The organism is Microbacterium pasadenense, from assembly GCF_047246565.1.
Lineage (GTDB): Bacteria > Actinomycetota > Actinomycetes > Actinomycetales > Microbacteriaceae > Microbacterium.
On sequence record NZ_JBFOKN010000003.1, the window covers coordinates 264,540 to 287,689 of the forward strand.

General features: G+C 71.6%; 23 protein-coding genes. 16 read left to right on the forward strand and 7 right to left on the reverse strand.

Annotation, left to right across the window (positions count from 1 at the left end):
• Positions 1–2: 2 nt before the first annotated feature.
• Entirely contained in the window at positions 3–596 is a 594-nt protein-coding gene (locus AB3M83_RS11825; protein WP_412948321.1) for a GntR family transcriptional regulator, read from the reverse strand.
• A 98-nt stretch (positions 597–694) separates the two neighbouring features.
• Entirely contained in the window at positions 695–2,128 is a 1,434-nt protein-coding gene (locus AB3M83_RS11830) for an RNB domain-containing ribonuclease (protein WP_412948323.1), read from the reverse strand.
• A gap of 70 nt (positions 2,129–2,198) precedes the next feature.
• Here AB3M83_RS11830 and AB3M83_RS11835 point away from each other — a divergent pair, with 70 nt between their 5' ends.
• Positions 2,199–3,956 carry a proline--tRNA ligase gene (locus AB3M83_RS11835; protein ID WP_412948325.1) on the forward strand — a complete coding sequence of 586 codons (1,758 nt, stop codon included), beginning with the start codon at positions 2,199–2,201 and terminating at the stop codon, positions 3,954–3,956.
• A 31-nt stretch (positions 3,957–3,987) separates the two neighbouring features.
• Here the strand turns inward: AB3M83_RS11835 and AB3M83_RS11840 are convergent, their stop codons facing one another.
• Positions 3,988–5,463, reverse strand: a complete 1,476-nt coding sequence (locus AB3M83_RS11840; protein WP_412948327.1) for an alanine/glycine:cation symporter family protein — start codon at positions 5,461–5,463, stop codon at positions 3,988–3,990.
• A gap of 103 nt (positions 5,464–5,566) precedes the next feature.
• Here AB3M83_RS11840 and AB3M83_RS11845 point away from each other — a divergent pair, with 103 nt between their 5' ends.
• The gene (locus AB3M83_RS11845; protein ID WP_412948329.1) at positions 5,567–6,646 is read left to right on the forward strand and encodes an LOG family protein; all 1,080 of its coding nucleotides are present in this window, start codon (positions 5,567–5,569) and stop codon (positions 6,644–6,646) included.
• Between the two features lie 12 nt (positions 6,647–6,658).
• Here the strand turns inward: AB3M83_RS11845 and AB3M83_RS11850 are convergent, their stop codons facing one another.
• Positions 6,659–7,459 carry a DUF1206 domain-containing protein gene (locus tag AB3M83_RS11850; RefSeq protein WP_412948331.1) on the reverse strand — a complete coding sequence of 267 codons (801 nt, stop codon included), beginning with the start codon at positions 7,457–7,459 and terminating at the stop codon, positions 6,659–6,661.
• Positions 7,460–7,583: 124 nt separating this feature from the next.
• Here AB3M83_RS11850 and nusA point away from each other — a divergent pair, with 124 nt between their 5' ends.
• The 4 genes from nusA (at position 7,584) to rbfA (ending at position 12,291) form a co-directional block, all read left to right on the forward strand.
• Complete coding sequence (nusA, locus tag AB3M83_RS11855; protein WP_412948333.1) at positions 7,584–8,573, forward strand: transcription termination factor NusA; 990 nt, start codon at positions 7,584–7,586, stop codon at positions 8,571–8,573.
• A 9-nt stretch (positions 8,574–8,582) separates the two neighbouring features.
• Positions 8,583–8,849 (forward strand): YlxR family protein, encoded by a 267-nt coding sequence (locus AB3M83_RS11860; protein WP_412948335.1) that lies wholly within the window; start codon positions 8,583–8,585, stop codon positions 8,847–8,849.
• A gap of 92 nt (positions 8,850–8,941) precedes the next feature.
• A complete protein-coding gene (gene infB / locus AB3M83_RS11865) occupies positions 8,942–11,710 on the forward strand; it encodes a translation initiation factor IF-2 (RefSeq protein ID WP_412948337.1) in 2,769 nt (922 codons plus the stop codon).
• 128 nt (positions 11,711–11,838) lie between these two features.
• Positions 11,839–12,291, forward strand: coding sequence for a 30S ribosome-binding factor RbfA (gene rbfA / locus AB3M83_RS11870; RefSeq protein WP_412948339.1), 453 nt, complete (start codon positions 11,839–11,841; stop codon positions 12,289–12,291).
• Positions 12,292–12,314: 23 nt separating this feature from the next.
• Here rbfA and AB3M83_RS11875 read toward each other — a convergent pair whose 3' ends face one another.
• Positions 12,315–13,181 carry an HhH-GPD family protein gene (locus tag AB3M83_RS11875; protein WP_412948341.1) on the reverse strand — a complete coding sequence of 289 codons (867 nt, stop codon included), beginning with the start codon at positions 13,179–13,181 and terminating at the stop codon, positions 12,315–12,317.
• Between the two features lie 44 nt (positions 13,182–13,225).
• Here AB3M83_RS11875 and truB point away from each other — a divergent pair, with 44 nt between their 5' ends.
• From truB to AB3M83_RS11895, 4 genes are all read left to right on the forward strand, one after another.
• The gene (truB, locus tag AB3M83_RS11880) at positions 13,226–14,119 is read left to right on the forward strand and encodes a tRNA pseudouridine(55) synthase TruB (protein ID WP_412948342.1); all 894 of its coding nucleotides are present in this window, start codon (positions 13,226–13,228) and stop codon (positions 14,117–14,119) included.
• On the forward strand, positions 14,116–14,484 hold the full coding sequence (locus AB3M83_RS11885) for a hypothetical protein (protein ID WP_412948344.1): 369 nt from the start codon (positions 14,116–14,118) through the stop codon (positions 14,482–14,484). The genes truB and AB3M83_RS11885 overlap by 4 nt, the downstream gene beginning before the upstream one ends.
• Before the next feature lie 131 nt (positions 14,485–14,615).
• Positions 14,616–15,029 carry a hypothetical protein gene (locus AB3M83_RS11890; RefSeq protein ID WP_412948517.1) on the forward strand — a complete coding sequence of 138 codons (414 nt, stop codon included), beginning with the start codon at positions 14,616–14,618 and terminating at the stop codon, positions 15,027–15,029.
• The gene (locus AB3M83_RS11895) at positions 15,026–15,991 is read left to right on the forward strand and encodes a bifunctional riboflavin kinase/FAD synthetase (protein ID WP_412948518.1); all 966 of its coding nucleotides are present in this window, start codon (positions 15,026–15,028) and stop codon (positions 15,989–15,991) included. The genes AB3M83_RS11890 and AB3M83_RS11895 overlap by 4 nt, the downstream gene beginning before the upstream one ends.
• Before the next feature lie 84 nt (positions 15,992–16,075).
• Here AB3M83_RS11895 and deoC read toward each other — a convergent pair whose 3' ends face one another.
• Entirely contained in the window at positions 16,076–16,786 is a 711-nt protein-coding gene (gene deoC, locus AB3M83_RS11900; RefSeq protein ID WP_412948346.1) for a deoxyribose-phosphate aldolase, read from the reverse strand.
• A 296-nt stretch (positions 16,787–17,082) separates the two neighbouring features.
• On the opposite strand from deoC, the gene AB3M83_RS11905 reads away from it, so the two are divergent.
• From AB3M83_RS11905 to AB3M83_RS11915, 3 genes are all read left to right on the forward strand, one after another.
• A complete protein-coding gene (locus AB3M83_RS11905) occupies positions 17,083–19,239 on the forward strand; it encodes a DEAD/DEAH box helicase (protein WP_412948350.1) in 2,157 nt (718 codons plus the stop codon).
• 132 nt (positions 19,240–19,371) lie between these two features.
• Entirely contained in the window at positions 19,372–20,400 is a 1,029-nt protein-coding gene (locus tag AB3M83_RS11910) for a 6-phosphofructokinase (protein ID WP_412948352.1), read from the forward strand.
• Entirely contained in the window at positions 20,393–21,358 is a 966-nt protein-coding gene (locus tag AB3M83_RS11915; protein ID WP_412948354.1) for a DMT family transporter, read from the forward strand. The genes AB3M83_RS11910 and AB3M83_RS11915 overlap by 8 nt, the downstream gene beginning before the upstream one ends.
• A 3-nt stretch (positions 21,359–21,361) precedes the next feature.
• Here AB3M83_RS11915 and msrB read toward each other — a convergent pair whose 3' ends face one another.
• The gene (gene msrB, locus AB3M83_RS11920; protein ID WP_412948357.1) at positions 21,362–21,766 is read right to left on the reverse strand and encodes a peptide-methionine (R)-S-oxide reductase MsrB; all 405 of its coding nucleotides are present in this window, start codon (positions 21,764–21,766) and stop codon (positions 21,362–21,364) included.
• Positions 21,767–21,855: 89 nt separating this feature from the next.
• Here msrB and AB3M83_RS11925 point away from each other — a divergent pair, with 89 nt between their 5' ends.
• The 3 genes from AB3M83_RS11925 (at position 21,856) to AB3M83_RS11935 (ending at position 23,150) form a co-directional block, all read left to right on the forward strand.
• The gene (locus tag AB3M83_RS11925) at positions 21,856–22,116 is read left to right on the forward strand and encodes a DUF3263 domain-containing protein (RefSeq protein ID WP_412948360.1); all 261 of its coding nucleotides are present in this window, start codon (positions 21,856–21,858) and stop codon (positions 22,114–22,116) included.
• A gap of 48 nt (positions 22,117–22,164) precedes the next feature.
• Positions 22,165–22,770, forward strand: coding sequence for a LytR C-terminal domain-containing protein (locus tag AB3M83_RS11930; RefSeq protein WP_412948362.1), 606 nt, complete (start codon positions 22,165–22,167; stop codon positions 22,768–22,770).
• A gap of 179 nt (positions 22,771–22,949) precedes the next feature.
• Complete coding sequence (locus AB3M83_RS11935) at positions 22,950–23,150, forward strand: cold-shock protein (protein ID WP_412948364.1); 201 nt, start codon at positions 22,950–22,952, stop codon at positions 23,148–23,150.

Sequence of the window (23,150 nt, forward strand, 5' to 3'; positions counted from 1 at the left end):
GGTCAGGCGGTCTCGACGAGGTCGAGCCAGATGCGCTCCGCGACGGCGGCCGCGGCCGCGGCATCCCGGGCCGCGCAGTGCCGGATCAGCTCCTCGTGTCGAGCGGCGGACGCCTCGGCGTCGTGGGATCCGAACCGGAGCAGTTCCGCCCGCTGCAGGACGGGGGAGTGGAGCGCCAGGACCGTGCGCACCGCGGTGTTGTCGGCGCGATCGACGGCGACGGCGTGGAAGCGGTCGTCGGCGGCCAGGGCGGCGACCGCATCGGCGGCCGCGTGCGCCGCGACGAAATCCGCGTTCGCGATCCGCATCCGCTCGAGGTCGGCGTCCGTGAACCGGGCCATCGCCTCGATGACGGCGACACGGTGCATGGCGGCCACCACGGCGGCCGCATTCCGGACGTCCGCGTCGTCGATCCGGGTGACGACGGTCGACCGGCCGGGGAGTGCCGAGACGAGCCCGGAGCGGGAGAGCTCGAGCAGTGCCTCCCGCACCGGCGTGCGGCTGACCCCCAGCCATGCCGCAACCTCTGCGTCGCGCAGCTGCTCGCCCGGCGCGATCGTCCCGTCGATGATGGCGCCCCGGAGACGATGCAGCACCTCATCGCGAAGGAGAGGACGCGGTGGAGTCGACGTCGCGGGAACCGGCATGCAATATATTGCAACGGGTGGCGCCGGATCCGTCAAGTCGAGCGGCGTCAGACGACGCGGAACTCCGCCCGGCCGGCACCGATGTCGGTGCGTTCCAGGCGCAGGCGGATCGTCGACCCGGCCTCGACGTCGACGTCCGCCACGGTGGTCTCGACGGGGGGATCCGTCAGGGCGACCCGCGCTTCGGAGTCGCGCCGCCGCAGCACGATGCCGGCGAACTCCTCGCCCTCGCGTCCCGACAGGACCGCGGCTTCCACGCGGTCGATCGCCCCCGAGTCGAGGCGGCCCGCGAGCTGCGCGGAGCGCCCCATCGCCGCCGGCAGCTCGCGCAGGCTCGTCCTCGCCCAGCTCGGCACCTCGGTCCCGTTGGCGAGGGCCTCGCAGACGACCAGCGACCAGCGGTCGACGAGTCGCCGCAGCGGCGCCGTGGTGTGGGCGTACGGCGCCGCGATCGCCGCCTGCGTCGTCAGCTCGGGCAGCTCGCCGTCGAAGGCGACGTAGCCGGCGCCGCGGAACAGGCTCGCGGCGTGCTCGCGGACGACCCGGCCGAGCGGGGTCCGCGGCAGGTCGCGCAGGTAGTCGCCGTAGGGGACGCCCGCCGCCCACGGCAGACCGAGCGCAGCGGTCTGGGCGCGGAACGCCGCGACGTCGTCGTCGGACGCCGGCGGCATCGTCCGCAGGATGCCGATCCGCCCGCGCAGCATGATGTCCGCCGCGGCCATGCCGGTCAGCAGCGACACATGGGCGTTCGCGTCCTCGAGCGGCACGCCCTCGTCCACCTCGAGGCCGTATCCCGAGTCGGTCGTGACGATGCGGATCTCGGGGATGTTGAGGCTGGCACCGCCCCGCTCGCTCTCGCGGGCCGCGCGCTGGTCGCCGAACCACACCAGCTCCCGCAGGGTCTCGGGCGCCGTTCCGTCGTCGACGGCCTGCTGCGCGTCGACGTAGGTCCACTGCTCCCGCGAGCGGATGACCCCGCGGGTGAGGGTGGTGGTGACGGGGCGCGCCCCGTCGTCCAGCTCGAAGCGCCAGACGTAGGCGCGACGGTCGCGCTCAGGCAGCAGCGACGCCGCGTCCTCGCTGAGGATGGGCGGATGCAGCGGGATCCGACCGTCGGGGGCGTAGACCGTCTGACCGCGGCGGCGGGCCTCGTCGTCCACGGCGCCGCCGGGAGCCACGAAGGCGGGCACGTCGGCGATCGCGTACGACAGCACGACACCCGCGCCGGTCCGCTCGATGTGGAGGGCCTGATCGAGGTCCGTCGACCCGTCGGGGTCGATCGTGAGGAACGGGATGCCGCGGAGGTCGGCGAGGCCGGCGGTGTCCGGGTCGACCGGCACCTCCCGCGCGGCACGGTCGGCCTCGGTGAGCACGTCGTCCGGGAAGGCGTCCGGCAGGCCGAGCTCACGTCGCAGATCGGCGAGCGCGGCGCTCAGTTCGGTTCGGGTGTCGGCGACGAGTCGAGCGCTGCGGATGGCCACGCCGTCAGTGTAGAGCGGGGTGGCGATGCCTGGACGGCCCGCGCGGACGGCGCGCCTAGACTTGGTGCTCGTGGTCACCCGTCTCTCGACATACTTCCTCCGCACGCTCCGCGAAGACCCGGCCGACGCCGAGGTCACCAGCCATCGCCTGCTGGTGCGCGCCGGATACATCCGCCGCGCCGCCCCGGGCATCTTCACGTGGCTGCCGCTCGGCCTGCGCGTCAAGGGGAGGATCGAAGCCATCGTCCGCGACGAGATGACCCGCGCCGGGGCCTTCGAGGTGCACTTCCCGGCACTGCTGCCGCGGGAGCCGTACGAGCAGTCGGGGCGCTGGGAGGCGTACGGCAACGGCATCTTCCGCCTGAAGGACCGGAAGGACGCCGACTACCTGCTCGCGCCCACGCACGAGGAGATGTTCACCCTGCTCGTGAAGGACCTGTACGCGTCGTACAAGGATCTGCCGCTGACGATCTTCCAGATCCAGGACAAGTACCGCGACGAGGCACGCCCCCGCGCGGGGCTCCTGCGCGGTCGCGAGTTCACGATGAAGGACGCGTACTCCTTCGACTACACGGATGCCGGACTCGACGCGTCGTACCAGCTGCAGCGCGACGCGTACGAGCGCATCTTCACGCGCCTGGGCATGGAGTACGTGATCGTCAACGCCGACAACGGCCTGATGGGCGGCGCGCGGAGCGAGGAGTTCCTGCACCCCACCCCGGTCGGCGAGGACACCTTCGTCCGCTCCGCGGGCGGCTACGCCGCCAACGTCGAGGCGTTCACGACCGTCGCCCCCGAGCCGATCCCGTTCGACGGACTGCCGGCTGCGACGATCTTCGACTCCTCGAACACCCCGACGATCGACACCCTCGTCGCGCACTGCAACGCCGCGCTCGACGGCGAGTACACCGCCGCGGACACGCTCAAGAACGTCGTGCTGGCGCTCACGCACCTCGACGGCACGCGCGAGCTCGTCGTCGTCGGGATCCCCGGGGACCGCGAGGTCGACGACAAGCGCATGGAGGTGGCGTTCGCGCCCGCCGCCGTCGAGGCGGCGACCGAGGCCGACTTCGCGAAGCACCCGGGACTGGTCAAGGGGTACATCGGTCCCTGGTCGCCGGAGGGCCCGGTCCTCGGCGAGGAGTCGGCCACCGGCATCCGCTACGTCCTCGACCCGCGGGTCGTCGACGGCACGAGCTGGATCACCGGCGCCAACATCGACCAGAAGCACGTCCACTCGCTCGTCGCGGGCCGCGACTTCACGGCGGACGGCGTCGTGGAGGTCGCCGACGTGCGCCCCGGCGACCCGGCCCCGGACGGCTCCGGGCCGGTCGAGCTCGCCCGCGGCATGGAGATCGGCCACGTCTTCCAGCTCGGCCGCTTCTTCGCCGACAAGCTGGGGCTCAAGGTCCTCGACGAGAACGGCAAGCTCGTCACCGTCACCATGGGCTCGTACGGCATCGGGGTCACCCGCATCCTCGCCGCGCTCGCCGAGCTGAACAACGACGAGAAGGGCCTCGTCTGGCCCGAGTCCATCGCACCCTTCGACGTGCACGTCGTGGCGACGGGCCGGGATGCCGTCGCGTTCGAGCTGGCCGAGACGCTGTCGGCAGAGCTCGACGCGGCCGGCGTCGACGTCCTCTTCGACGACCGTCCGAAGGTGTCGCCGGGCGTCAAGTTCGGCGACGCCGAGCTCGTCGGCGTCCCCCGCATCCTCATCGTGGGACGCGGCGCCGCCGACGGCCAGGTCGAGCTCTGGGACCGGCGCACGGGGGAGCGGCAGACCGTCGCCGCCGCCGATGCGATCGCCGCGCTGACGGCCCGCTGACCCGCCTCCCCCGCGTGCGCGGGCGGCGGCGTCAGCGCCGCGCGGGCCGCGTGCGGGGGGTCACCACGCGGATCGGACCGGTGACGGTGCGCTCGTCCTCCCAGCACTCGATCCCGCCGACGCCCGGAAGGCGATCGCGCGTGAACACCGGGTCGCGGCCTTCGCGCCGCTGCGCCGAGTAGTCCTTCAGGAGCCGCAGCGCCAGCGGCGAGAGCAGCGCGATCGCGATGAGGTTCGTGAGGGCCATGAGCCCCATTACCCCGTCGGCGAGGTTCCAGACGAGCTCCGCGGATGCCGCGGACCCGAGGAGAACGGCGACCACCACGAGCACCCGGTACCCGGTGAGGACGGCCGGGTTGCGCGTGATGAACTCGACGTTCGACTCGCCGTAGTAGTAATTGCCGAGGATCGACGAGAACGCGAGCAGGAAGATGATCACGCTCAGCGCGATGCTCGACCACGAGCCGAGCGTCGACGTCAGCGCGTCCTGCGTCAGGTCGATGCCCTGCGCCGCACCCGACAGATCGGGGACCGACACGAGGATGATGAACGCCGTGATCGAGCACACCAGGAAGGTGTCGAAGTAGACGCCGAGCGTCTGCACGAGACCCTGCTTGACGGGGTGGGTGACGGCGGCGCTCGCACCGGCGTTCGGGGCGGAGCCGAGACCCGCCTCGTTGGAGAACATGCCCCGCTTGACGCCCGTCATGATGATGTACCCGAGCGTCGCGCCGAGCACCTCGTTGGGCCCCCACGCCTGCGTGAAGATGGACGCGAACACCCGCGGGACCTCGGTGATGTGGATGGCCACGACGCTCAGGCCGAGCAGCAGGTAGAGCAGCGCCATCAGGGGCACGAGCGTCTGGGTGACCGACGCGATGCGGCGCACGCCGCCGAAGACGACGAGCGCGGTCAGGGCCGCGACGACGGCACCGAGTGCCCACGGGACCCAGCCGGCATCCGATCCGAGCGTCGTCGTGATCGTGGCGGCGATCGTGTTGGCCTGCAGCGAGCTGAACGCGAACGGGAAGCAGATGATGAGGATGACGGCGAAGACGATCCCCATCCAGCGCGCGCCGAGGCCGCGCTCCATGTAGTACGCCGGTCCGCCGCGGAAGCTCCCGCGGTCGCGGATCTTGAACAGCTGCGCCAGCGAGGACTCGATGAAGCTCGACGCGCCGCCGATGAACGCCATGAGCCACATCCAGAAGACGGCGCCGGGTCCGCCGAGCGCGATGGCCGTGGCGACACCGGCGATGTTGCCGACGCCGACGCGGGAGGCCGCGGAGATCGTGAAGGCCTGGAACGCCGACACCGACTGCGGCTCGCCGTCCTCGGTCTGCGGCGTCTTGTCGGTCAGCGTGCGGAACATGTCCGGGATCAGCCGGAACTGCACGACGCCGGAGCGGACGGTGAAGTACAGCCCCAGGCCGACCACCACCGGGAGGACGAGCCACGTCCAGAGAAGGTCACCCGACGAGAGCAGCCACGCGTTGATCGCATCCATGCCGGCCAGTATCCCCGTGCCGCGGTGCCGGCGCCATGGCGCGCGCCGCACCGGGGGAGGATCGGTCCGCCCAACCGTGCCGAGGACATGACAGCCTGGAGGCATGTCGACGAGCTCCACCGACCCTGTCCGCGGACACATCACCGATGACCTGCGAACGCTCATCGCGGATGCCGGCATCGCCGAGAACGAGGACCTGATCGCGCGCATCCTCGTCACCGGCGTGGCGCTCGGCCGCGACGACACCGACCGCCTGGATCTGAAGATCACCTCGGCGGCGCTGTCGGAGATGCGCGCGGCGTTCCGCTTGTTCGCGCCTCACCGGGCCGCACCGAAAGTCACGATCTTCGGATCGGCGCGCACCCGTCCCGACGACGCCCTCTACCGCGCCGCCGCCGACGTCGCCCGTGCGCTCGCCGAACGGGGATGGATGGTGGTGACCGGCGCCGGTCCCGGCATCATGCAGGCCGCCGCCGAGGGGGCGGGGCCCGACAACTCGCTGGGCGTGTCGATCAGGCTGCCGTTCGAGGAGAAGCCGAACGCGGTGATCGCGGAGGCCGACCGCGTCGTGGCGATGAAGTACTTCTTCACCCGCAAGCTCATGCTGGTCAAGGAGTCGCGCGGGTTCGTCTGCGTCCCCGGCGGGTTCGGGACCCTCGACGAGCTGTTCGAGCTGCTCACGCTGCAGCAGACCGGCAAGGCCGAGCCCACCCCGATCGTGCTGCTCGATGCCCCCGGGGGCACGTTCTGGCAGGGCCTGCAGCGGTTCGCCGACGAGCAGCTCATCCCGAGCGGGGTCATCTCGGCCGACGACTTCGACCGCGTGCTGATGACCGACTCGGTCGAGGCGGCGGCATCCGAGATCACCGGATTCTGGCGCAACTACGACTCGCTGCGCTGGTTCGGCTCGCGCCTCGTGCTCCGGCTGTGCGCGCCGCCCACCGACGCCGAGGTGGCGGGGCTGGCGGACCGGTTCGCCGATCTCGTGCCGACCGGCCGCATCGAACGCACCGACCCGCTGCCGGCCGAGGTCCGCGACGACGACCGGATCGAGCTGCCCCGGCTGGTCATGACCTTCGACCGTCATCGGGTGGGCGACCTGCACCAGCTGATCCGCGCCGTCAACGAGTTCGCCTCGGCGCCGCCTGCCAGCCCTCCCGAGGAGCCGCGCTCCGGCAGCTGAGCGACCGCGGCGTCAGAGCTTCGCGTAGCGGACGCGCAGGAAGCTGAACACCGCGTACGAGATGAGGCCGAGTCCGACCAGGACGACGAGGATCGGGCCGAACGCCTGCTCGAGGAGACCGTGGATCGCCGCCTCGAGCCCGCCGGCGGCGCCCGGGTCGTGGCGGAACGCGGCGACCAGGATCAGGACGCCGACGATGCCGATCGCGACGCCCTTGCCCAGATAGCCGACGACCGCCGCGACGGTGAGGGTCCGCCCGGCGGGGCCGTCGGGGATCCGGACGACCTTGTCGAACGAGCGGCGGACGCCGATCGAGGCGAAGCAGATCCCGGTGACGGCGATCCCGATGCCGGCCGCGGCGAGCACGAACACGCCGCCGGGTGTGGCGAGCAGGCCCTGGCTCGCCTCCTTCGCGCGCTCGTCCGAGTCGGGGCGGGCGCCGAGGGCGACGTTCGTCGCGATGCCGGCGAGCACGAAGTACACGACGGCCTGGGCGGCCGGGCTGACCCGCCGGCCCCACGCCCGCAGGTCACCGCCGCGCACGCGCACGGTGCGCAGCGAATGCCAGACGCCGAGCGCCGCGAGCAGCACCGCGAGCACCCAGACGCCGGCGAGGCCGAGGGGAGCCTCGGTGACCGCGGCGAACGCCCCCGCCTGATCGGCGTCGCCGCCTCCGCCCAGGGCGAGGGTGATCATGATGGCGCCGAGGAGCACGTGCATCACCCCGTTCGCGGCATAGCCGCCGCGGGCGAGTCCGCGCATCAGCGGGGACTGCTCTGCGGCGCGGGCGACGTCTCGTGCGGCATCGGTCATCAGACGATCTTGTCAGGTCCGGCGTGCCCCGATCGGCTAACGTGGAGAGGATGCCGCGAGGCGGGTCCGCGAGGACGCGCTCGAGCCGCGGCACCATGAACATCAACTGAAGAGGGAGGCACTCATGGACATCGACATGGGGCTGCTGCGGACGGTCGAACGCGAACGGGAGATCCCGCTCGAGGAGCTGATCCGGATCATCGAGCAGGCCATCCTCACCGCCTACGCGAAGCACACCTCGCCCGACGGCGAGCTGCCCGAGGGCGCTCGCGCGAACCTCGACCGCAAGACCGGTCATGTGGCCGTCTACGTGCCGCTGCGCGACGAGGAGGGCGCCGTCATCGGCGAGGAGGAGTCCACCCCGGACGACTTCGGCCGGATCGCCGCGTTCGCCGCCAAGCAGGTCATCAGCCAGCGCCTGCGCGACATCGCCGACGACGCCGTCCTCGGCGAGTTCAAGGGCAAGGAGGGCGACATCGTCGCCGGCGTCGTCCAGCAGGGCCCGAACCCCCGCATGGTGCACGTTGACCTCGGCACGATCGAGGCGATCCTCCCGCCCGAGGAGCAGGTCCCCGGCGAGGACTACGCGCACGGCGCACGACTGCGCGTCTACGTGACGTCGGTGTCCAAGGGGCTCAAGGGGCCGCAGATCACCGTCTCGCGCACCCACCCGGGTCTCGTTCGCAAGCTGTTCGCCCTCGAGGTGCCCGAGATCGCATCCGGCGTCGTCGAGATCGTGTCCCTCGCCCGCGAGGCGGGGCACCGCACCAAGATCGCCGTGAAGGCGAACGACCCGTCCATCAACGCGAAGGGCGCCTGCATCGGCGAGCTCGGCCGCCGTGTGCGCGCCGTGACCGAGGAGCTCGGCGGCGAGAAGATCGACATCGTCGACTACGACGAGACGCTGCCGAAGTTCGTCGCCAACGCGCTGTCGCCGGCGAAGGTCACCTCGAGCTTCGTCCTCGACCAGGCGACGAAGGCCGTGCGCGCCCTCGTTCCCGACTACCAGCTGTCGCTGGCCATCGGAAAAGAAGGACAGAACGCCCGGCTGGCGGCGAAACTGACGGGCGCGAAGATCGACATTCAGCCCGACAGCATTCTCGAAGAGTCCTGACGCGGTAGGATGGAACCTGTTCGAACGTGCGTGGGATGCCGCGCGCGTGCCCCCCGGTCCTCGATGCTCCGCGTCGTCGCCGTGGATGGAGCCCTCGTCCCCGACGAGGATGCCGTCCTGCCGGGGAGGGGCGCGTGGGTGCATGACACGGACAGCTGCGTGACCACCGCCCTGCGGCGCCGCGCATTCGGACGCGCACTACGGGTGTCCGGTCTGCTGGAGACGGCAGCACTGGACACGCGGACCACTCATAACACCCACCAGCGAAACGGCTGAACGGCTATGGACTCAAAGTGAACGGCTCGAAATGAGACCCGTCCGCCAATGATGGTCTGCCCTGTCCGGGGCGGGCCCCAGACAGGAGAATTGTGGCAAAACCACGCGTGCACGAGATCGCTTCCGAGCTCGGCGTCGACAGTAAAGTCGCCCTCGCGAAGCTGAAGGAGCTCGGCGAATTCGTCAAGAGCCCTTCGTCCACCATCGAGCCCCCCGTGGCTCGCAAGCTCCGCGCCGCCCTCGAGGCGGAAGGCGTCAAGGCATCCGCCGCGGCGCCCGCGAAGCCGGCTGCGAAGCCCGGTGCGTCGGGACCCCGTCCCGGTGCGCCCAAGCCCGCCGCCCCCGCCCCGGCAGCTCCGGCTCCGGCGCCCGCCGCTCCGGCAGCGGCTGCTCCGGCGGCTCCCGCCGCTGAGGCTCCGGCAGCGCCCGCTGCGGCGCCTGCCGCTCCGGCATCCGATTCCGGCGACGCGCCGAAGCCGGGCGGAGCCGCACCCACTCCCGGCAAGCCCGCCTCGCAGGCGCCCCGTCCCGGTGGCGCTCCCGGCGCGCCGCGCCCCGGCAACAACCCGTTCGCCAGCGCACAGGGCATGGGACAGCGTCCCGCCGGTCCCCGCCCGGGCAACAACCCGTTCGCGAGCGCGCAGGGCATGGGCCAGCGCCCGACCCCCGGCAACATCCCGCGTCCGCAGGCGCCGCGTCCCGGTGCTCCTCGTCCCGGTGCTCCGCGTCCCGGTGGCGCCGGTCGTCCCGGCGGCGGCGGTCGTCCCGGTGCACCGTTCCAGCAGCGTCCCGGCGGCCCCGGCCGTCCCGGCGGCGGCGGTGGCTTCGGTGCCGCGCGTCCCGGCGCTCCGGCCGGCGGCTTCGCCGGTCGTCCCGGTGGCGGCGGTGGCCGTGGCCGTGGCCCCGGCGGCGGCACCGCGGGTGCCTTCGGCAAGGGCGGCGGCAAGTCGAAGCAGCGCAAGTCGCGTCGGGCGAAGCGGCAAGAGTTCGAGATGCGGTCGGCGCCGGTCGTCGGCGGCGTCAACGTCTCGAAGGGCAACGGCGAGATCATCCGCCTCCGTCGCGGTGCATCCATCTCCGACTTCGCGGACAAGCTCGAGGCGCTGCGCGGCTACAACGTGCAGCCCGGCACCCTGGTGACGATCCTCTTCAACCTGGGCGAGATGGCCACGGCCACCGAGTCGCTCGACGAGGCGACCTTCGAGGTCCTCGGCGAGGAGCTCGGCTACAAGATCCAGATGGTCTCCCCCGAGGACGAGGACAAGGAGCTCCTCGAGGGCTTCGGTCTCGACCTCGAGGCCGAGCTGGAGGCGGAGAGCGAGGACGACCTCGAGATCCGTCCTCCCGTGGTCACCGTCATGGGCCACGTCGACCACGGTAAGACGCGACTGCTCGACGCCATCCGTCAGACCAACGTGGTCGGCGGCGAGGCCGGCGGCATCACGCAGCACATCGGTGCGTACCAGGTCTGGACCGAGCACGAGGGCATCGAGCGCGCCGTCACCTTCATCGACACCCCGGGCCACGAGGCGTTCACCGCCATGCGTGCCCGTGGTGCGCAGGTGACCGACCTCGCGATCCTCGTGGTCGCGGCCGACGACGGCATCATGCCGCAGACGGTCGAGGCGCTGAACCACGCCCAGGCGGCGAACGTGCCGATCGTGGTCGCGGTCAACAAGGTCGACAAGCCCGAGGCCAACCCGGCCAAGGTCCGTCAGCAGCTCACCGAGTACGGCCTGGTCGCCGAGGAGTACGGCGGCGACGTCATGTTCGTCGACGTCTCGGCTCGTCAGGGCACCGGCATCGACAGCCTGCTCGACGCCGTGCTGCTCACCGCCGACGCGGGCCTCGACCTCACGGCCAACCCGAACAAGGCTGCACGCGGTGTCGCCATCGAGGCCAAGCTCGACAAGGGCCGCGGTTCGGTCGCCACGGTGCTCATCCAGTCCGGAACGCTGCGGATCGGCGACGCGATCGTCGCCGGCACGGCGTACGGCCGCGTGCGCGCCATGATCGACGAGAACGGCGACGCCGTGGACGAGGCCTACCCGTCCCGCCCGGTGCAGGTCCAGGGTCTGAACTCCGTGCCCCGTGCCGGTGACGTGTTCATCGTCACCGAGGAGGACCGCATGGCACGCCAGATCGCTGAGAAGCGTGAAGCGGTCGAGCGCAACGCCCAGCTGGCGAAGGCCCGCAAGCGCATCTCGCTCGAGGACTTCACCCGTGCTCTCGAAGAGGGCAAGGTCGAGTCGCTCAACCTCATCATCAAGGGTGACGTCTCCGGTGCCGTCGAGGCGCTGGAGGAGTCGCTCCTCAAGATCGAGGTCGACGAGTCCGTGCAGCTGCGGATCATCCACCGCGGCGTCGGCGCGATCACCGAGTCGGACATCAACCTGGCGACGATCGACAACGCGATCGTCATCGGCTTCAACGTCCGCCCCGACGCGAAGGCGCGGGAGCGTGCCTCCCGCGAGGGCGTGGACGTCCGGTTCTACTCGGTCATCTACAACGCGATCGACGACGTGGAGCAGTCGCTCACGGGCATGCTGAAGCCGGAGTACGAAGAGGTCCAGTCGGGCGTCGCGGAGATCCGCGAGGTCTTCCGGTCCTCCAAGTTCGGCAACATCGCCGGTGTCATCGTCCGCTCGGGCACCATCACGCGAAACGCCAAGGCGCGGGTCATCCGCGACGGCGTCGTGCTGGCCGACGGCCTGGCCATCGAGTCGCTGCGTCGCTTCAAGGACGACGTCACCGAGGTGCGGACGGACTTCGAGGCCGGTATCGGTCTCGGCAAGTTCAATGACATCCAGGTGGGCGACGAGATCGAGACGACGGAGATGGTGGAGAAGCCGCGCGGCTGATCCTCGTCTGTCGCTCGGCGATGGATGCCATCGGGATGACGGGCCCTCCGGCCCCGACCACCCGGTGGCATCCATCGCCTCGCAGTTCGCGGTCCGCCGATGCGCGGGCCTGAGAAGGAGAAACACACATGGCTGGTGAACGTCAGGCACGACTGGCCGACCGCATCCGCGTTCTGATCGCGGAGCGTCTCGAGAAGGGGCTGCGCGACCCGCGCCTCGGTTTCGTGACCATCACGGACGTCCGCGTCACGGGCGACCTGCAGCACGCATCGGTGTTCTACACCGTCTACGGCGACGACACCGCGCGGACCGACACGGCCGCCGCGCTGTCGGCCGCCACGGGGATGCTGCGGAGCGAGGTCGGGCGCAAGCTCGGCGTGCGGTTGACCCCGACGCTCGAGTTCATCCTCGACGGGCTGCCCGAGAACGCCGGTCACATCGAGGAGCTGCTGCGCGAGGCCCGGGAGCGTGACGCCGCCGTGGCGAGCATCGCCGCATCCGGCACCTTCGCCGGCGACGAGGACCCCTACGTCAAGGCGAAGGACGCCGACGACGACGCCGAGGACGCCCGCGGCGTCTGACGGGCGGACTCCTCCGGCGGCGCTCAGCGCGGCAGGTGGAGGGTCGGACTCGTCACCTCGACGAGTCCGTCGGTGATCAGCGAGTCGATGGCACGGCTGCGCTGCAGCGCGTCGGGCCAGTCCGCGAGGACCTCGTCGACCGGCGCCGCATGGTCGGCGGCGGCGCGCAGGACCCGCAGGACCGCGCCGCGCGCCTGCCGGTCGCTGCCCTCGTAGCGCGCCTGCCTGCGCCGCTCGTCCCCGGTGTCGGGGTATCCGGCGGCGCGCCACGCGCACCGGGAGGCGAGCGGGCAGGCGTCGCAGCGCGGCGTGCGCGCGACGCACACGAGCGCCCCGAGCTCCATCGCCGCGGCGTTGACGACGGCGGCATCCGTGTCGTCCGCCGGAAGGAGAGCCGCCATGGCGGCGAGGTCCGTCCTCGCGGGCGGCCCCGGCTGCGAGCGTCCGGCGACCGCACGCGCGAGGACCCGGCGGGTGTTGGTGTCGACGACCGGATGCCGGTCCCCGTACGCGAACACGGCGACGGCGCGCGCGGTGTAGTCGCCGATGCCGGTGAGCGCGAGGAGGGCGTCGACGTCCCGGGGGACGACGCCGTCGTGGCGGTCCCGGATCTCGGTCGCGGCGCGGTGCAGCCAGAGGGCACGGCGCGGGTACCCGAGGTTCGCCCACAGTCGCACGGCGTCCGCCGGCGGTGAGGCGGCGAGGTCGGCCGGTGCCGGCCAGCGCGCGAGCCACTCCTCGAGCCGCGGGATCACCCGGGCGACGGGCGTCTGCTGCAGCATGAACTCGCTGACGAGGATGCCCCAGGCCCCGAACCCGGCCGCGCGCCACGGCAGGTCCCTCGCGTTCGATCGGTACCACGCGATCAGCGGCGCAGCGAGGTCGGACACCGGCCCAGCCTATGTCGTGGGCGGCGCCGCCTAAGCTGGAGGCCATGCATCAGACGCCGAACCCGAGCGGCATCCTGCTCGTGGACAAGCCCGGCGGCGTCACCAGCCACGACATCGTGGCCCGCGCCCGCCGCGCGCTGAACACCCGCAAGATCGGTCACGCCGGCACCCTCGACCCGATGGCCACCGGACTGCTCGTCCTCGGTGTGGGCCCGTCCACCCGCCTGCTCACCTATCTCGTCGGCCTCGACAAGACGTACGAGGCCACCATGCGCCTCGGCGTCGCCACCGACTCGGACGATGCCGACGGCGCGGTGACCGGCGAGACGGATGCCGCGTCCGTTCCGGACGACGCGATCCGCACCGCCGTCGCGGCGCTCACCGGCCCCCTCTCGCAGGTCCCCAGCACCGTCTCGGCCATCAAGGTCGGCGGCCGCCGTGCGTACGACCTGGCGCGCGCGGGGGAGCAGGTGGAGCTCAAGGCCCGTGACGTGACCGTCTCGCGGTTCGACGTCCTCAGGGTCCGACGCGGCGACGGCGTCATCGACGTCGACGTCGTCGTGGACTGCTCGAGCGGCACCTACATCCGCGCGCTGGCCCGCGACGTGGGCGAGCGACTCGGCGTCGGCGGCCACCTCACCGCTCTCCGCCGCACCCGCATCGGGCCGTTCCCGGTCGCCGACGCCGTCGCGGAGATCACCGCCGAGGCCCCGCTGCGCGCGGGCGCGGCGGTCGCGGCATCCGTCCTGGGCTCCTTCCCGGTCACCGCCGACGAGGCGCGCGACCTGCGTCACGGCAAGCGCCTCATCGGGGCCGCGGACCGGCTGGCGGCCGAGACCCCCGCCGCGATCGACCCGGACGGCGAGCTCGTCGGAATCGTCGGCCGCCGCGGCGCCGACGTCAAGAGCATCATGAACATGCCGGAGGAGCAGCCGTGATCCTGTGGTTCACCGTGCTCCAGCTCGTCGTCGCCTGTGCGTCCGGCCTCCTGTGCGTCCTCCTCGGGCTCGTCGGACGGCGCCCCAGCGATCTGTCGGTCGGCACGCAGGCGCTCATCCTGCTGCTGCTGATCGCGCAGGTCGTGATCGCGATCGTGTCGCCGCTGGCGGGCAACCCGCCGAGCGGCGACCTGCTGGAGTACTGGGTCTACCTGATCTCCGCCGTGCTGATCCCGCCCGCGGCCGTCGCCTGGGCGCTGATCGAGCGCGGCCGCTGGAGTACCGTCATCATGGGGGTCGCCGCGTTCGCCATCGCGATCATGGTGTGGCGCATGCACGTCATCTGGACGGTCCAGCTCGCCTGAGCCGCCCGCGCGGGGGCGCGATCCGCCGATGCCCGCCACGAACGTAGAATCGAAGCGCCATGTCTGAGGTCACTTCGCCGTCCGCGACCACCCCGAGCGCGTCCGCGCCGACCCCGCCGGCTGTGCGCCGCATGACGGGCATCGGCCGCGTGCTCGTGGTGTTCTACGCCATCATGGCGCTCGGCGCGACCGGCCGCTCCTTCGTCCAGATCGTCCGGGAGTTCGACGAGGCGCCCCTCGCGTACTCCCTGTCCGCCGGCGCCGCGGTCGTCTACATCGTCGCGACGCTCGCCCTGATCTTCAGCGCGTCGGACACCTGGTACCGCATCGCGTGGACGGCGATCTCCTTCGAGCTGGTGGGCGTCCTCGTGGTGGGGACCCTGTCGCTCACCCATCCCGAGCTCTTCGACCACCCGACGGTCTGGTCGGGCTTCGGCATCGGGTACGTGTTCATCCCGGTGATCCTGCCGTGCCTCGGCCTCTGGTGGCTCCTGACGCACCGCACGGCGAGAGCCGTCCCCGCACCGGCAGGTCCGCGTCCGTGAAGGTGTTCTTCGACCCCGCCGAGATCCCTGCCGGCTTCGGTCCGAGTGTCGTCGCGATCGGGAAGTTCGACGGCGTCCACTCGGGCCACCGCGCCGTCATCGACCGCGCCCGCGTGGCCGCGACCGATGCCGCGGCCCGCGTCGTCGCCGTCACCTTCGACCGCAACCCGCTCAGCCTCCTCCGCCCCGACGTCTGTCCCGAGAACCTCGTGAGCGTGGATCAGAAGATCGCGCTGCTCGCGGACGCCGGCGTGGACGCCACCCTCGTCCTCCGCTTCGACGAGGCGCTCGCCTCGCTGTCGCCGACGGAGTTCGTCGAGCACGTCCTCGTCGAGGCCCTGGCCGCGGTGAGCGTGCTCGTCGGCGACGACTTCCGCTTTGGTCGTGGCGGCGCGGGGACGCCCGCGGTGCTGGCCGACCTGGGGGAGAAGCTCGGGTTCTCGGTCGACGTCGTCTCCGACGTCCGCGGCGGCGGCCGCCGCGTCTCGTCGACGTGGGTGCGCGAGCTGCTCACCGCCGGCGACGTCGAGGGAGCCGCCCGCCTGCTGGGGCGCCCGCACGCCCTCCGCGCCGAGGTCGTCCACGGGCTCAAGCGCGGTCGTGAGCTCGGCTACCCGACGGCGAACCTCGCGGTCGACGCCGAGGGCTTCGTTCCCGCCGACGGTGTCTACGCCGGCTGGCTCGTCGACGAGGGGACGGATGCCGGCAGCCTCGCGGCCGCGACGCGCTATCCCGCCGCCATCTCGATCGGCACTAACCCGACCTTCGACGACGTGCCGGTGCGACAGGTCGAGGCGTACGTGCTCGACGAGACGACCCTCGACCTCTACGGCCACACCGTGCAGGTGCAGCTCACCCACCGCATCCGCGGGATGGTGAGGTTCGAAGGGATCGAGGCGCTCATCACGACGATGGGCGGCGATGTCGCCGCGGTCCGCGCCGCGCTCCTGCCGGGCAGCTGACCGGGTCCGCCCCCGCATCCCGTCGCCGGAACGACGGAGCGCCCGCAGCCGTGGCCGCGGGCGCTCCGTCCGTGCGAGGAGAGCTCAGTACGAGCCGGAGTCGACGTCGCCGGTGGCCTGACCGCCGGCATCCACGCGACGGGCCTCGCCGAGGATCACGGCGCTGCCGCTCGTGCCGAGGCGCGTGGCGCCGGCATCGAGCATGGCGAGGGCGTCGGCGTAGCTGCGGACCCCGCCCGACGCCTTCACCTGGACGCCCTCGCCCACGGTGCGGCGCATGAGCTCGACGTGGGCGACGGTGGCGCCGCCGCCGGCGAAGCCGGTGGACGTCTTCACGAAGTCCGCCCCACCCGCCTCGGTCAGCCGGCTGCCGCGCTCGATCTGCTCGTCGTCGAGCAGCGCGGTCTCCAGGATGACCTTGACGATGTGACCGGATGCCGCCTCCACGACGGCCCGGATGTCGTCGACCACGACGTCGTCGAAGCCCGAGCGCAGAGCGCCGATGTTGACGACCATGTCGACCTCGGCGGCGCCGTCGGCGAGGGCCTGACGCGTCTCGGCGACCTTCGCCGCGGTGGAGGTGGTGCCGTGCGGGAACCCGATGACGGTGCCCACCTTCACGCCGGTGCCTGCCAGGCGCGAGACGGCGTGGGGGATGTCGCTGGGACGCACGCAGACGCTGAACACACCCCACTCGGCGGCGATGTCGAGTTCGGCGTCGACGTCGGCGCGGGTGAGCTCCGGCTTCAGGATCGCGTGGTCGATGGTGGCGGCGAGGTCGCGTTCGGTGGGCATGATCCCAGGGTACTTTCCCGAAGCGGCGGGCGCCGCCGGAGCCGCCGCGCACACCCCGGGACGGCGTGCGCGGATCCCGGCGTCGTCACCCGGGCGTCGGGGCGTCGCCACGCCGGCTGACCCGCTAGACTGAAGGCCAAGGGTCCGTCCCGTCGCCGCGAGCTCGCCGAAGCGAGTGCCCGCAGCCGGAACGATCCGGGTAACACCCCTCACCGTGGCGCATCGTCGCGGTCCATATGCCCCGTCGTTCGCGGCCGGGCCCGCCGGGTTCTCCCGGTGTCACGCTCAGGAGGAGCATGCCGACCACGGCATCCACCGCCCCGAAGTCGTCCTCGAGACGCCGCAAGGGCTCGTCGTCGCGCCGCGACGACGACGCACCACTCATCCCGATCCTCGCCCGCAAGGTGCGCGAGATCGAGGCCAAGTCGCAGCGCGGAAAGCTCGGCCCGACCAACCGGGTCAAGTTCCAGGTGATCGCGTTCCTCGTCCGCGAGGAGCGCGCCCGCGTCAAGGCGGACACCGAGGTGGCCGACGCCGCCCGCGCCGAGCTGCTGAAGCGCCTCGACGGCGTCGCGACGATCCTCGCCAAGACGGCGGCGCGCGACACCTCGCTGATCCAGCTGCTCGAGGTCGACCAGGCGACGTCGCCCGTCGCCCGGCGCATGCGTCGCGACTGGCTGCTCGAGTCGGGTGCGGACCTGCCCGAGGACGAGCTCATCATCACCGACGTGAAGCCCGTGCAGACCCCCGTGGTCCCCGCGGCCGTCGCCGACCGCCAGGTCATCCCGGCGCAGATCGACGCGCGACGCGAGGCGAACCCGTTCCTCGCTCCCGACCTGTCCCCGCGCGACCCCGCGTCCACACCGCGCCGCCGCCTCGACGGCTGGGAGCTCATGGGCCCGCTGTACAAGGCCTTCGAGACCGGCGCCGGCGGCGGAGCGGCCTCGATGGAGCTTCCCGAGGTCCCCGAGTTCGACCGTCTCTCGCCCAAGGGCCTCGAGATCATGGTGCACCAGTCGCGCTTCCTCGAAGCCGTCCGCACCGGTCACCGCAGCTTCCTGCTCGCCGACGAGCCGGGTCTGGGCAAGACCGCGCAGTCGGTGCTCGCGGCATCCGTCGCCGACGCCTACCCGCTGCTGGTCGTCGTCCCGAACGTGGTCAAGATGAACTGGGCGCGCGAGGTCGAGCGGTGGACGCCGCAGCGACGTGCGACGGTCATCCAGGGCGACGGCGAGACGATGGACGCGTTCGCGGACGTCTTCATCGTCAACTACGAGATCCTCGACCGCCACCTGGCGTGGCTCGGCTCGATCGGGTTGAAGGGCATGGTCGTCGACGAGGCCCACTTCATCAAGAACCTCACCTCGCAGCGGTCCCAGAACGTGCTCGCCCTCGCGGCGCGCATCCGCGAGCAGGTGCGCGATCCGCTCCTGATGGCGCTCACCGGCACCCCGCTGATCAACGACGTCGAGGACTTCGACGCGATCTGGCGCTTCCTCGGCTGGACGAACGGCGAGAAGCCGGGCCCCGAGCTCATGGAGCGACTCGACGCGACCGGCTACACCCCGGCCGACAAGGCGTTCTATCCCGAGGCGCGCGACGCGGTCATCTCGATGGGCATCGTGCGGCGCAAGAAGAAGGACGTCGCCGCCGACCTGCCCGACAAGCTCATCGCCGACCTCCCGGTCGAGCTGGACGACGAGTTCGGCCGCTCGATCCGCGCCGCCGAGCGCGAACTGGGCGAGCGTCTGGCAGCGAAGTACCGTCGCATCATCGAAGCGCGCGGCGACCGGGTCGTCACCGGCGAGGCCGACGCCGACATCGTGCGCCTCGTCGCCCACGGCGAGCTCGAAGAGGCGAAAGCCGCCGGCACCGGGTCGGAGAACGTCTTCACGATGGTCCGGCGCATCGGCCAGGCCAAGGCGCACCTCGCGGCGGACTACGCCGTGCAGCTGCAGCGCTCCGTCGGCAAGGTGGTCTTCTTCGCGAAGCACATCGACGTCATGGATGCCGCGGAGGCGCACTTCGCCGCGGCGGGCCTTCGCACCGTGTCGATCCGCGGCGATCAGACCACGCCCGTGCGCCAGGAGGCGATCGACGCCTTCAACGGCGACCCGGACGTGGCGATCGCGGTCTGCTCGCTGACCGCCGCCGGGGTGGGCCTGAACCTGCAGGCGGCCTCCAACGTGGTGCTCGCGGAGCTCAGCTGGACGGCGGCCGAGCAGACTCAGGCGATCGACCGGGTGCACCGCATCGGGCAGGACGAGCCGGTCACGGCGTGGCGGATCATCGCCGCGCACACGATCGACACGAAGATCGCCGAACTCATCGACAGCAAGCAGGGGCTCGCCCAGCGTGCCCTCGACGGCGATGCGGTCGACCCGACCTCGAGCGACTCGGTGCAGCTCTCGGCTCTGATGCACCTGCTCCGGCAGGCGCTCGGCGCGGCCTGACGCCCGCCGCCGCGGGCGGTCGCGGCTGCGGGCCGCGCCGCTCGCGCCTGCTGGCAGGTGACCGGATCCGGCGATAGTGTCGGGGGAGGCAGCGTCGCCGTCAGCTACTCCCGAACCACAAAAGGATCTCCCATGAAGATCGGCATCCTCACGAGCGGCGGCGACTGCCCCGGACTCAACGCGGTCATCCGCGGCGTCGTCCTCAAGGGCTCGACGGCGTACGACATCGAATTCGTCGGCATCCGGGACGGATGGCGCGGCGTCGTCGACGGCGACTTCTTCCCGCTGACCCGCCACGAGGTCAAGGGTCTCTCGAAGGTCGGCGGGACGATCCTCGGCACCAGTCGCACCAACCCCTACGAGGGGCCGCGCGGCGGCGCCGACAACATCGCCAAGACGCTCTACGGCCACCGCATCGACGGGATCATCGCGATCGGCGGTGAGGGGACGCTCGCCGCGGCGAACCGCCTGCACAAGGACGGCATCAACGTCCTGGGCGTGCCGAAGACGATCGACAACGACCTCCGTGCCACCGACTACTCGTTCGGGTTCGACACGGCCGTGAACATCGCGAGCGAGGCGATGGACCGCCTGCGCACCACCGGCGACTCGCACCAGCGCTGCATGGTCGCCGAGGTGATGGGCCGCCATGTCGGCTGGATCGCGCTCCACTCCGGCATCGCCGCGGGCGCCCACGTCATCTGCATCCCCGAGGTGCCGATGTCGATCGACGAAGTCACCGAGCAGGTCACGAAGGCCCACGACCGCGGCCGCGCGCCCCTCGTCGTCGTGTCGGAGGGCTTCAAGCTCACCGGTATGGACGAGGCGTACAGCGACAAGGGCATGGACGCCTTCAACCGTCCGCGGCTCGGCGGGATCAGTGAGATCCTCGCGCCCGAGATCGAGCGCATCACCGGCATCGAGACCCGTGCCACGGTCCTCGGTCACATCCAGCGCGGCGGGTCGCCGTCCGGATTCGACCGCGTCCTCGCGACGCGCCTCGGCCTGCACGCGGCGGACGCCGTCGTCGAGGGCGCCTGGGGTCAGATGGTCTCGCTCAAGGGCACCGACATCGTCCGCGTCGCCTTCGAGGAGGCGCTCGGCGAGCTCAACTCCGTCCCGCTGTACCGCTACGAAGAAGCCGCCGCGCTCTTTGGCTGAGAGATCCGACGCCGCCGGCGCCCGTCCGGCACCCCCGCTCTGGCTCGCGCTGGTCGGCGCCGTGCTGGTGGGGATGCTGACGGCCGTGCAGGCGCGCATCAACGGCCAGCTCGGGCTGCGGCTCGATCATCCGATGGCCGCGGCGGCGATCTCGTTCGGCAGCGGTCTCGTGATCGTGACCACGGCTGCGCTCATCGTGCCGTCCGGCCGGCGCGGATTCGCCGCGCTCGGACGGGGAGTGCGCGAACGCACGATCCCCTGGTGGATGCTGATCGGCGGCGCCGCGGGCGCCTTGACCGTGGCGACGCAGAGCCTCGCGGTCGGCATCATCGGCGTCTCGCTGTTCACCGTCGGCCTCGTGGCCGGTCAGACGGTCGGCGGGCTGGTGATCGACCGCGTCGGGTACGGCCCGGGCGGCGTGGTCCCCGTGACCGTGCCGCGCGTGGTGGGCGGCGTCCTCGCACTCGTCGCCGTCGGCGTCATGCTGACGGTCGGCGAGGGGGTCGGCGACGTGCCGGTGTGGATGCTGGTGCTCCCGCTGCTCGTGGGCGTCGGGCTGTCGTGGCAGCAGGCGACCAACGGGCGGCTGCGGCAGCGCGTCGGCACGCCGCTCACGGCGACGTTCGTGAACTTCATCGTGGGCTCGGTCATGCTCGTGACCGCGGCCATTGTGGTGGCCGCCGTGAGCGGGCCGCCGCGCCCGCTGCCGCCGGAGCCGTGGCTCTACCTCGGCGGAGCGCTCGGCGTCGTCTACATCGTCATGTCGGCGGCCCTGGTCGCGCAGACCGGCGTTCTCCTGTTCGGCCTCGCCGCGGTGTCGGGACAGCTCGTGGCGTCCCTCGCCGTCGACGCGGTCTGGCCGGCACCGGCGAGCCCCGGCCTCGCCGTCGAAACCGTCACCGTGGCGATCGCCCTGTGCTCGGTGTTCGTGGCGGGGTTCTGGCGGACCCGCCGGTGAGGCTCAGTCGTCCTTCGGGGTGAACGACAGCGACAGCGAGTTCATGCAGTACCGGTCGCCGGTGGGCGTGCCGAAGCCGTCGGGGAACACGTGTCCCAGGTGCGAGTCGCAGGCGGCGCAGCGCACCTCGGTGCGCACCATGCCGTGGCTGTTGTCCTCGATCAGCGTGACCGCTTCGGGGCGGACCGACTCGTAGAAGCTCGGCCAGCCGCAGTGCGAGTCGAACTTGGTGCCGCTCTGGAACAGCTCGGCGCCGCACGCCGCACAGGTGTAGAGGCCGGCGCGGCTCTCGTCGAGCAGCTCGCCGGTCCAGGCGCGCTCGGTTCCCGCTTCACGCAGGACGGCGTACTGCTCGGGGGTGAGCTCGGCACGCCACTGCTCTTCTGTCTTCTCCACGCGATTGCTCATAATGAGATCCCTTCCGCTCGTCCTATTCAACCGGACGACCCGCCCTGCTGTTCCCTTATGTGACGGCATCCGGAAGCTAGCGTGGGGGAGTGCCCCTTTCTGACCGCGACCGCGCTCTGCTCGACTTCGAGAGCCGCTGGAACGCTCATTCGGGGGCGAAGGAGGAAGCGGTCCGCTCCGAGCTCGAGCTGACACCCGCGCGCTACTACCAGCTGCTCGGCCGTCTCGTGGACACGGCGGATGCCGTCGCCTACGACCCCGTGCTGGTGCACCGGCTGCGCCGGCTCCGCGACGAGCAGGAGCGTGCCCGCCGGGGCCGCGCTCAGGTCGCCGCGGTCCGCGCCGGGTAGCATTCCAGGGTGTCGACCCCGTCTTCCCCGCAGGAAACCTCCGACCCGATGGATGCTTCCGACCCCCACGGTCCGTCCGCTCCGAAAGCCGATGCGCTTCCCCAGGACCGCTTCGACGACCTCCCGGCGGAGCCGCGGCGCGTCGGCGCACACCGGGCGGAGAACCCGCGCCTGCGGTTCGGAGGCGTGCTGCTGTGGTCGGCGATCGCGACCGTCGTCATCATCCTGGTGGGCGTCTTCGGCACGATGCTGGCCACGGGTCGGCTGAGCTTCGCGCCCGCACCGGCCGCGTCTCAGAGCGCCGGCCCGGTCGCGCCCGAGGTCGACACGTCCTATCCCGTCCTCGTCCTCAACGCGACGGCGCAGGAGGGCCTCGGCGGCGAGATTCGCGACCTCATCGTCGACGCCGGGTGGTCCGGCGGCGACGTCCAGGACGACAACGCCAACACGGACGACTTCCCGACCACGACGGTGTACTACCAGAGCGCAGCGGACGAGGCGGCCGCACGCGGACTCGCCGACGTCATCGGCGGCGCGGAGGTCTCGCTGGACGACACGTATCAGGTCGTCAACGACCCCGGGACGCCCTCCGCCGACGGCACCGTCGGGCTGCAGCTGGTCGTCATCGTGGGCCTCGACCACCGCACCGAGTGAGGCGTCCGGCGACGCCGCGGACGACGGCGTCGAGGCTGTGTTTCGCGGGTGTGAACTCTTCGCGGCGTGGATGTCAAAAGGTGCCGGATCGGCGGTCCCGCTCCGACGCGGCTGGATAGCCTGGCGACGGTCCCCGCTCCGGGGATCATGCAGCACGCAGAAATGACGGAGACGCACAGATGACACAGGGGACCGTCAAGTGGTTCAACGCCGAGAAGGGCTTCGGCTTCATCACCCAGGTCGATGGTGAGGACGTGTTCGTGCACTACTCGAACATCGACATGGACGGCTTCCGCGTCCTCGAAGAGGGACAGCGGGTCGAGTTCACCATGGGATCGGGCCAGAAGGGACCTCAGGCCGAGTCCGTCCGCGTCGTCTGA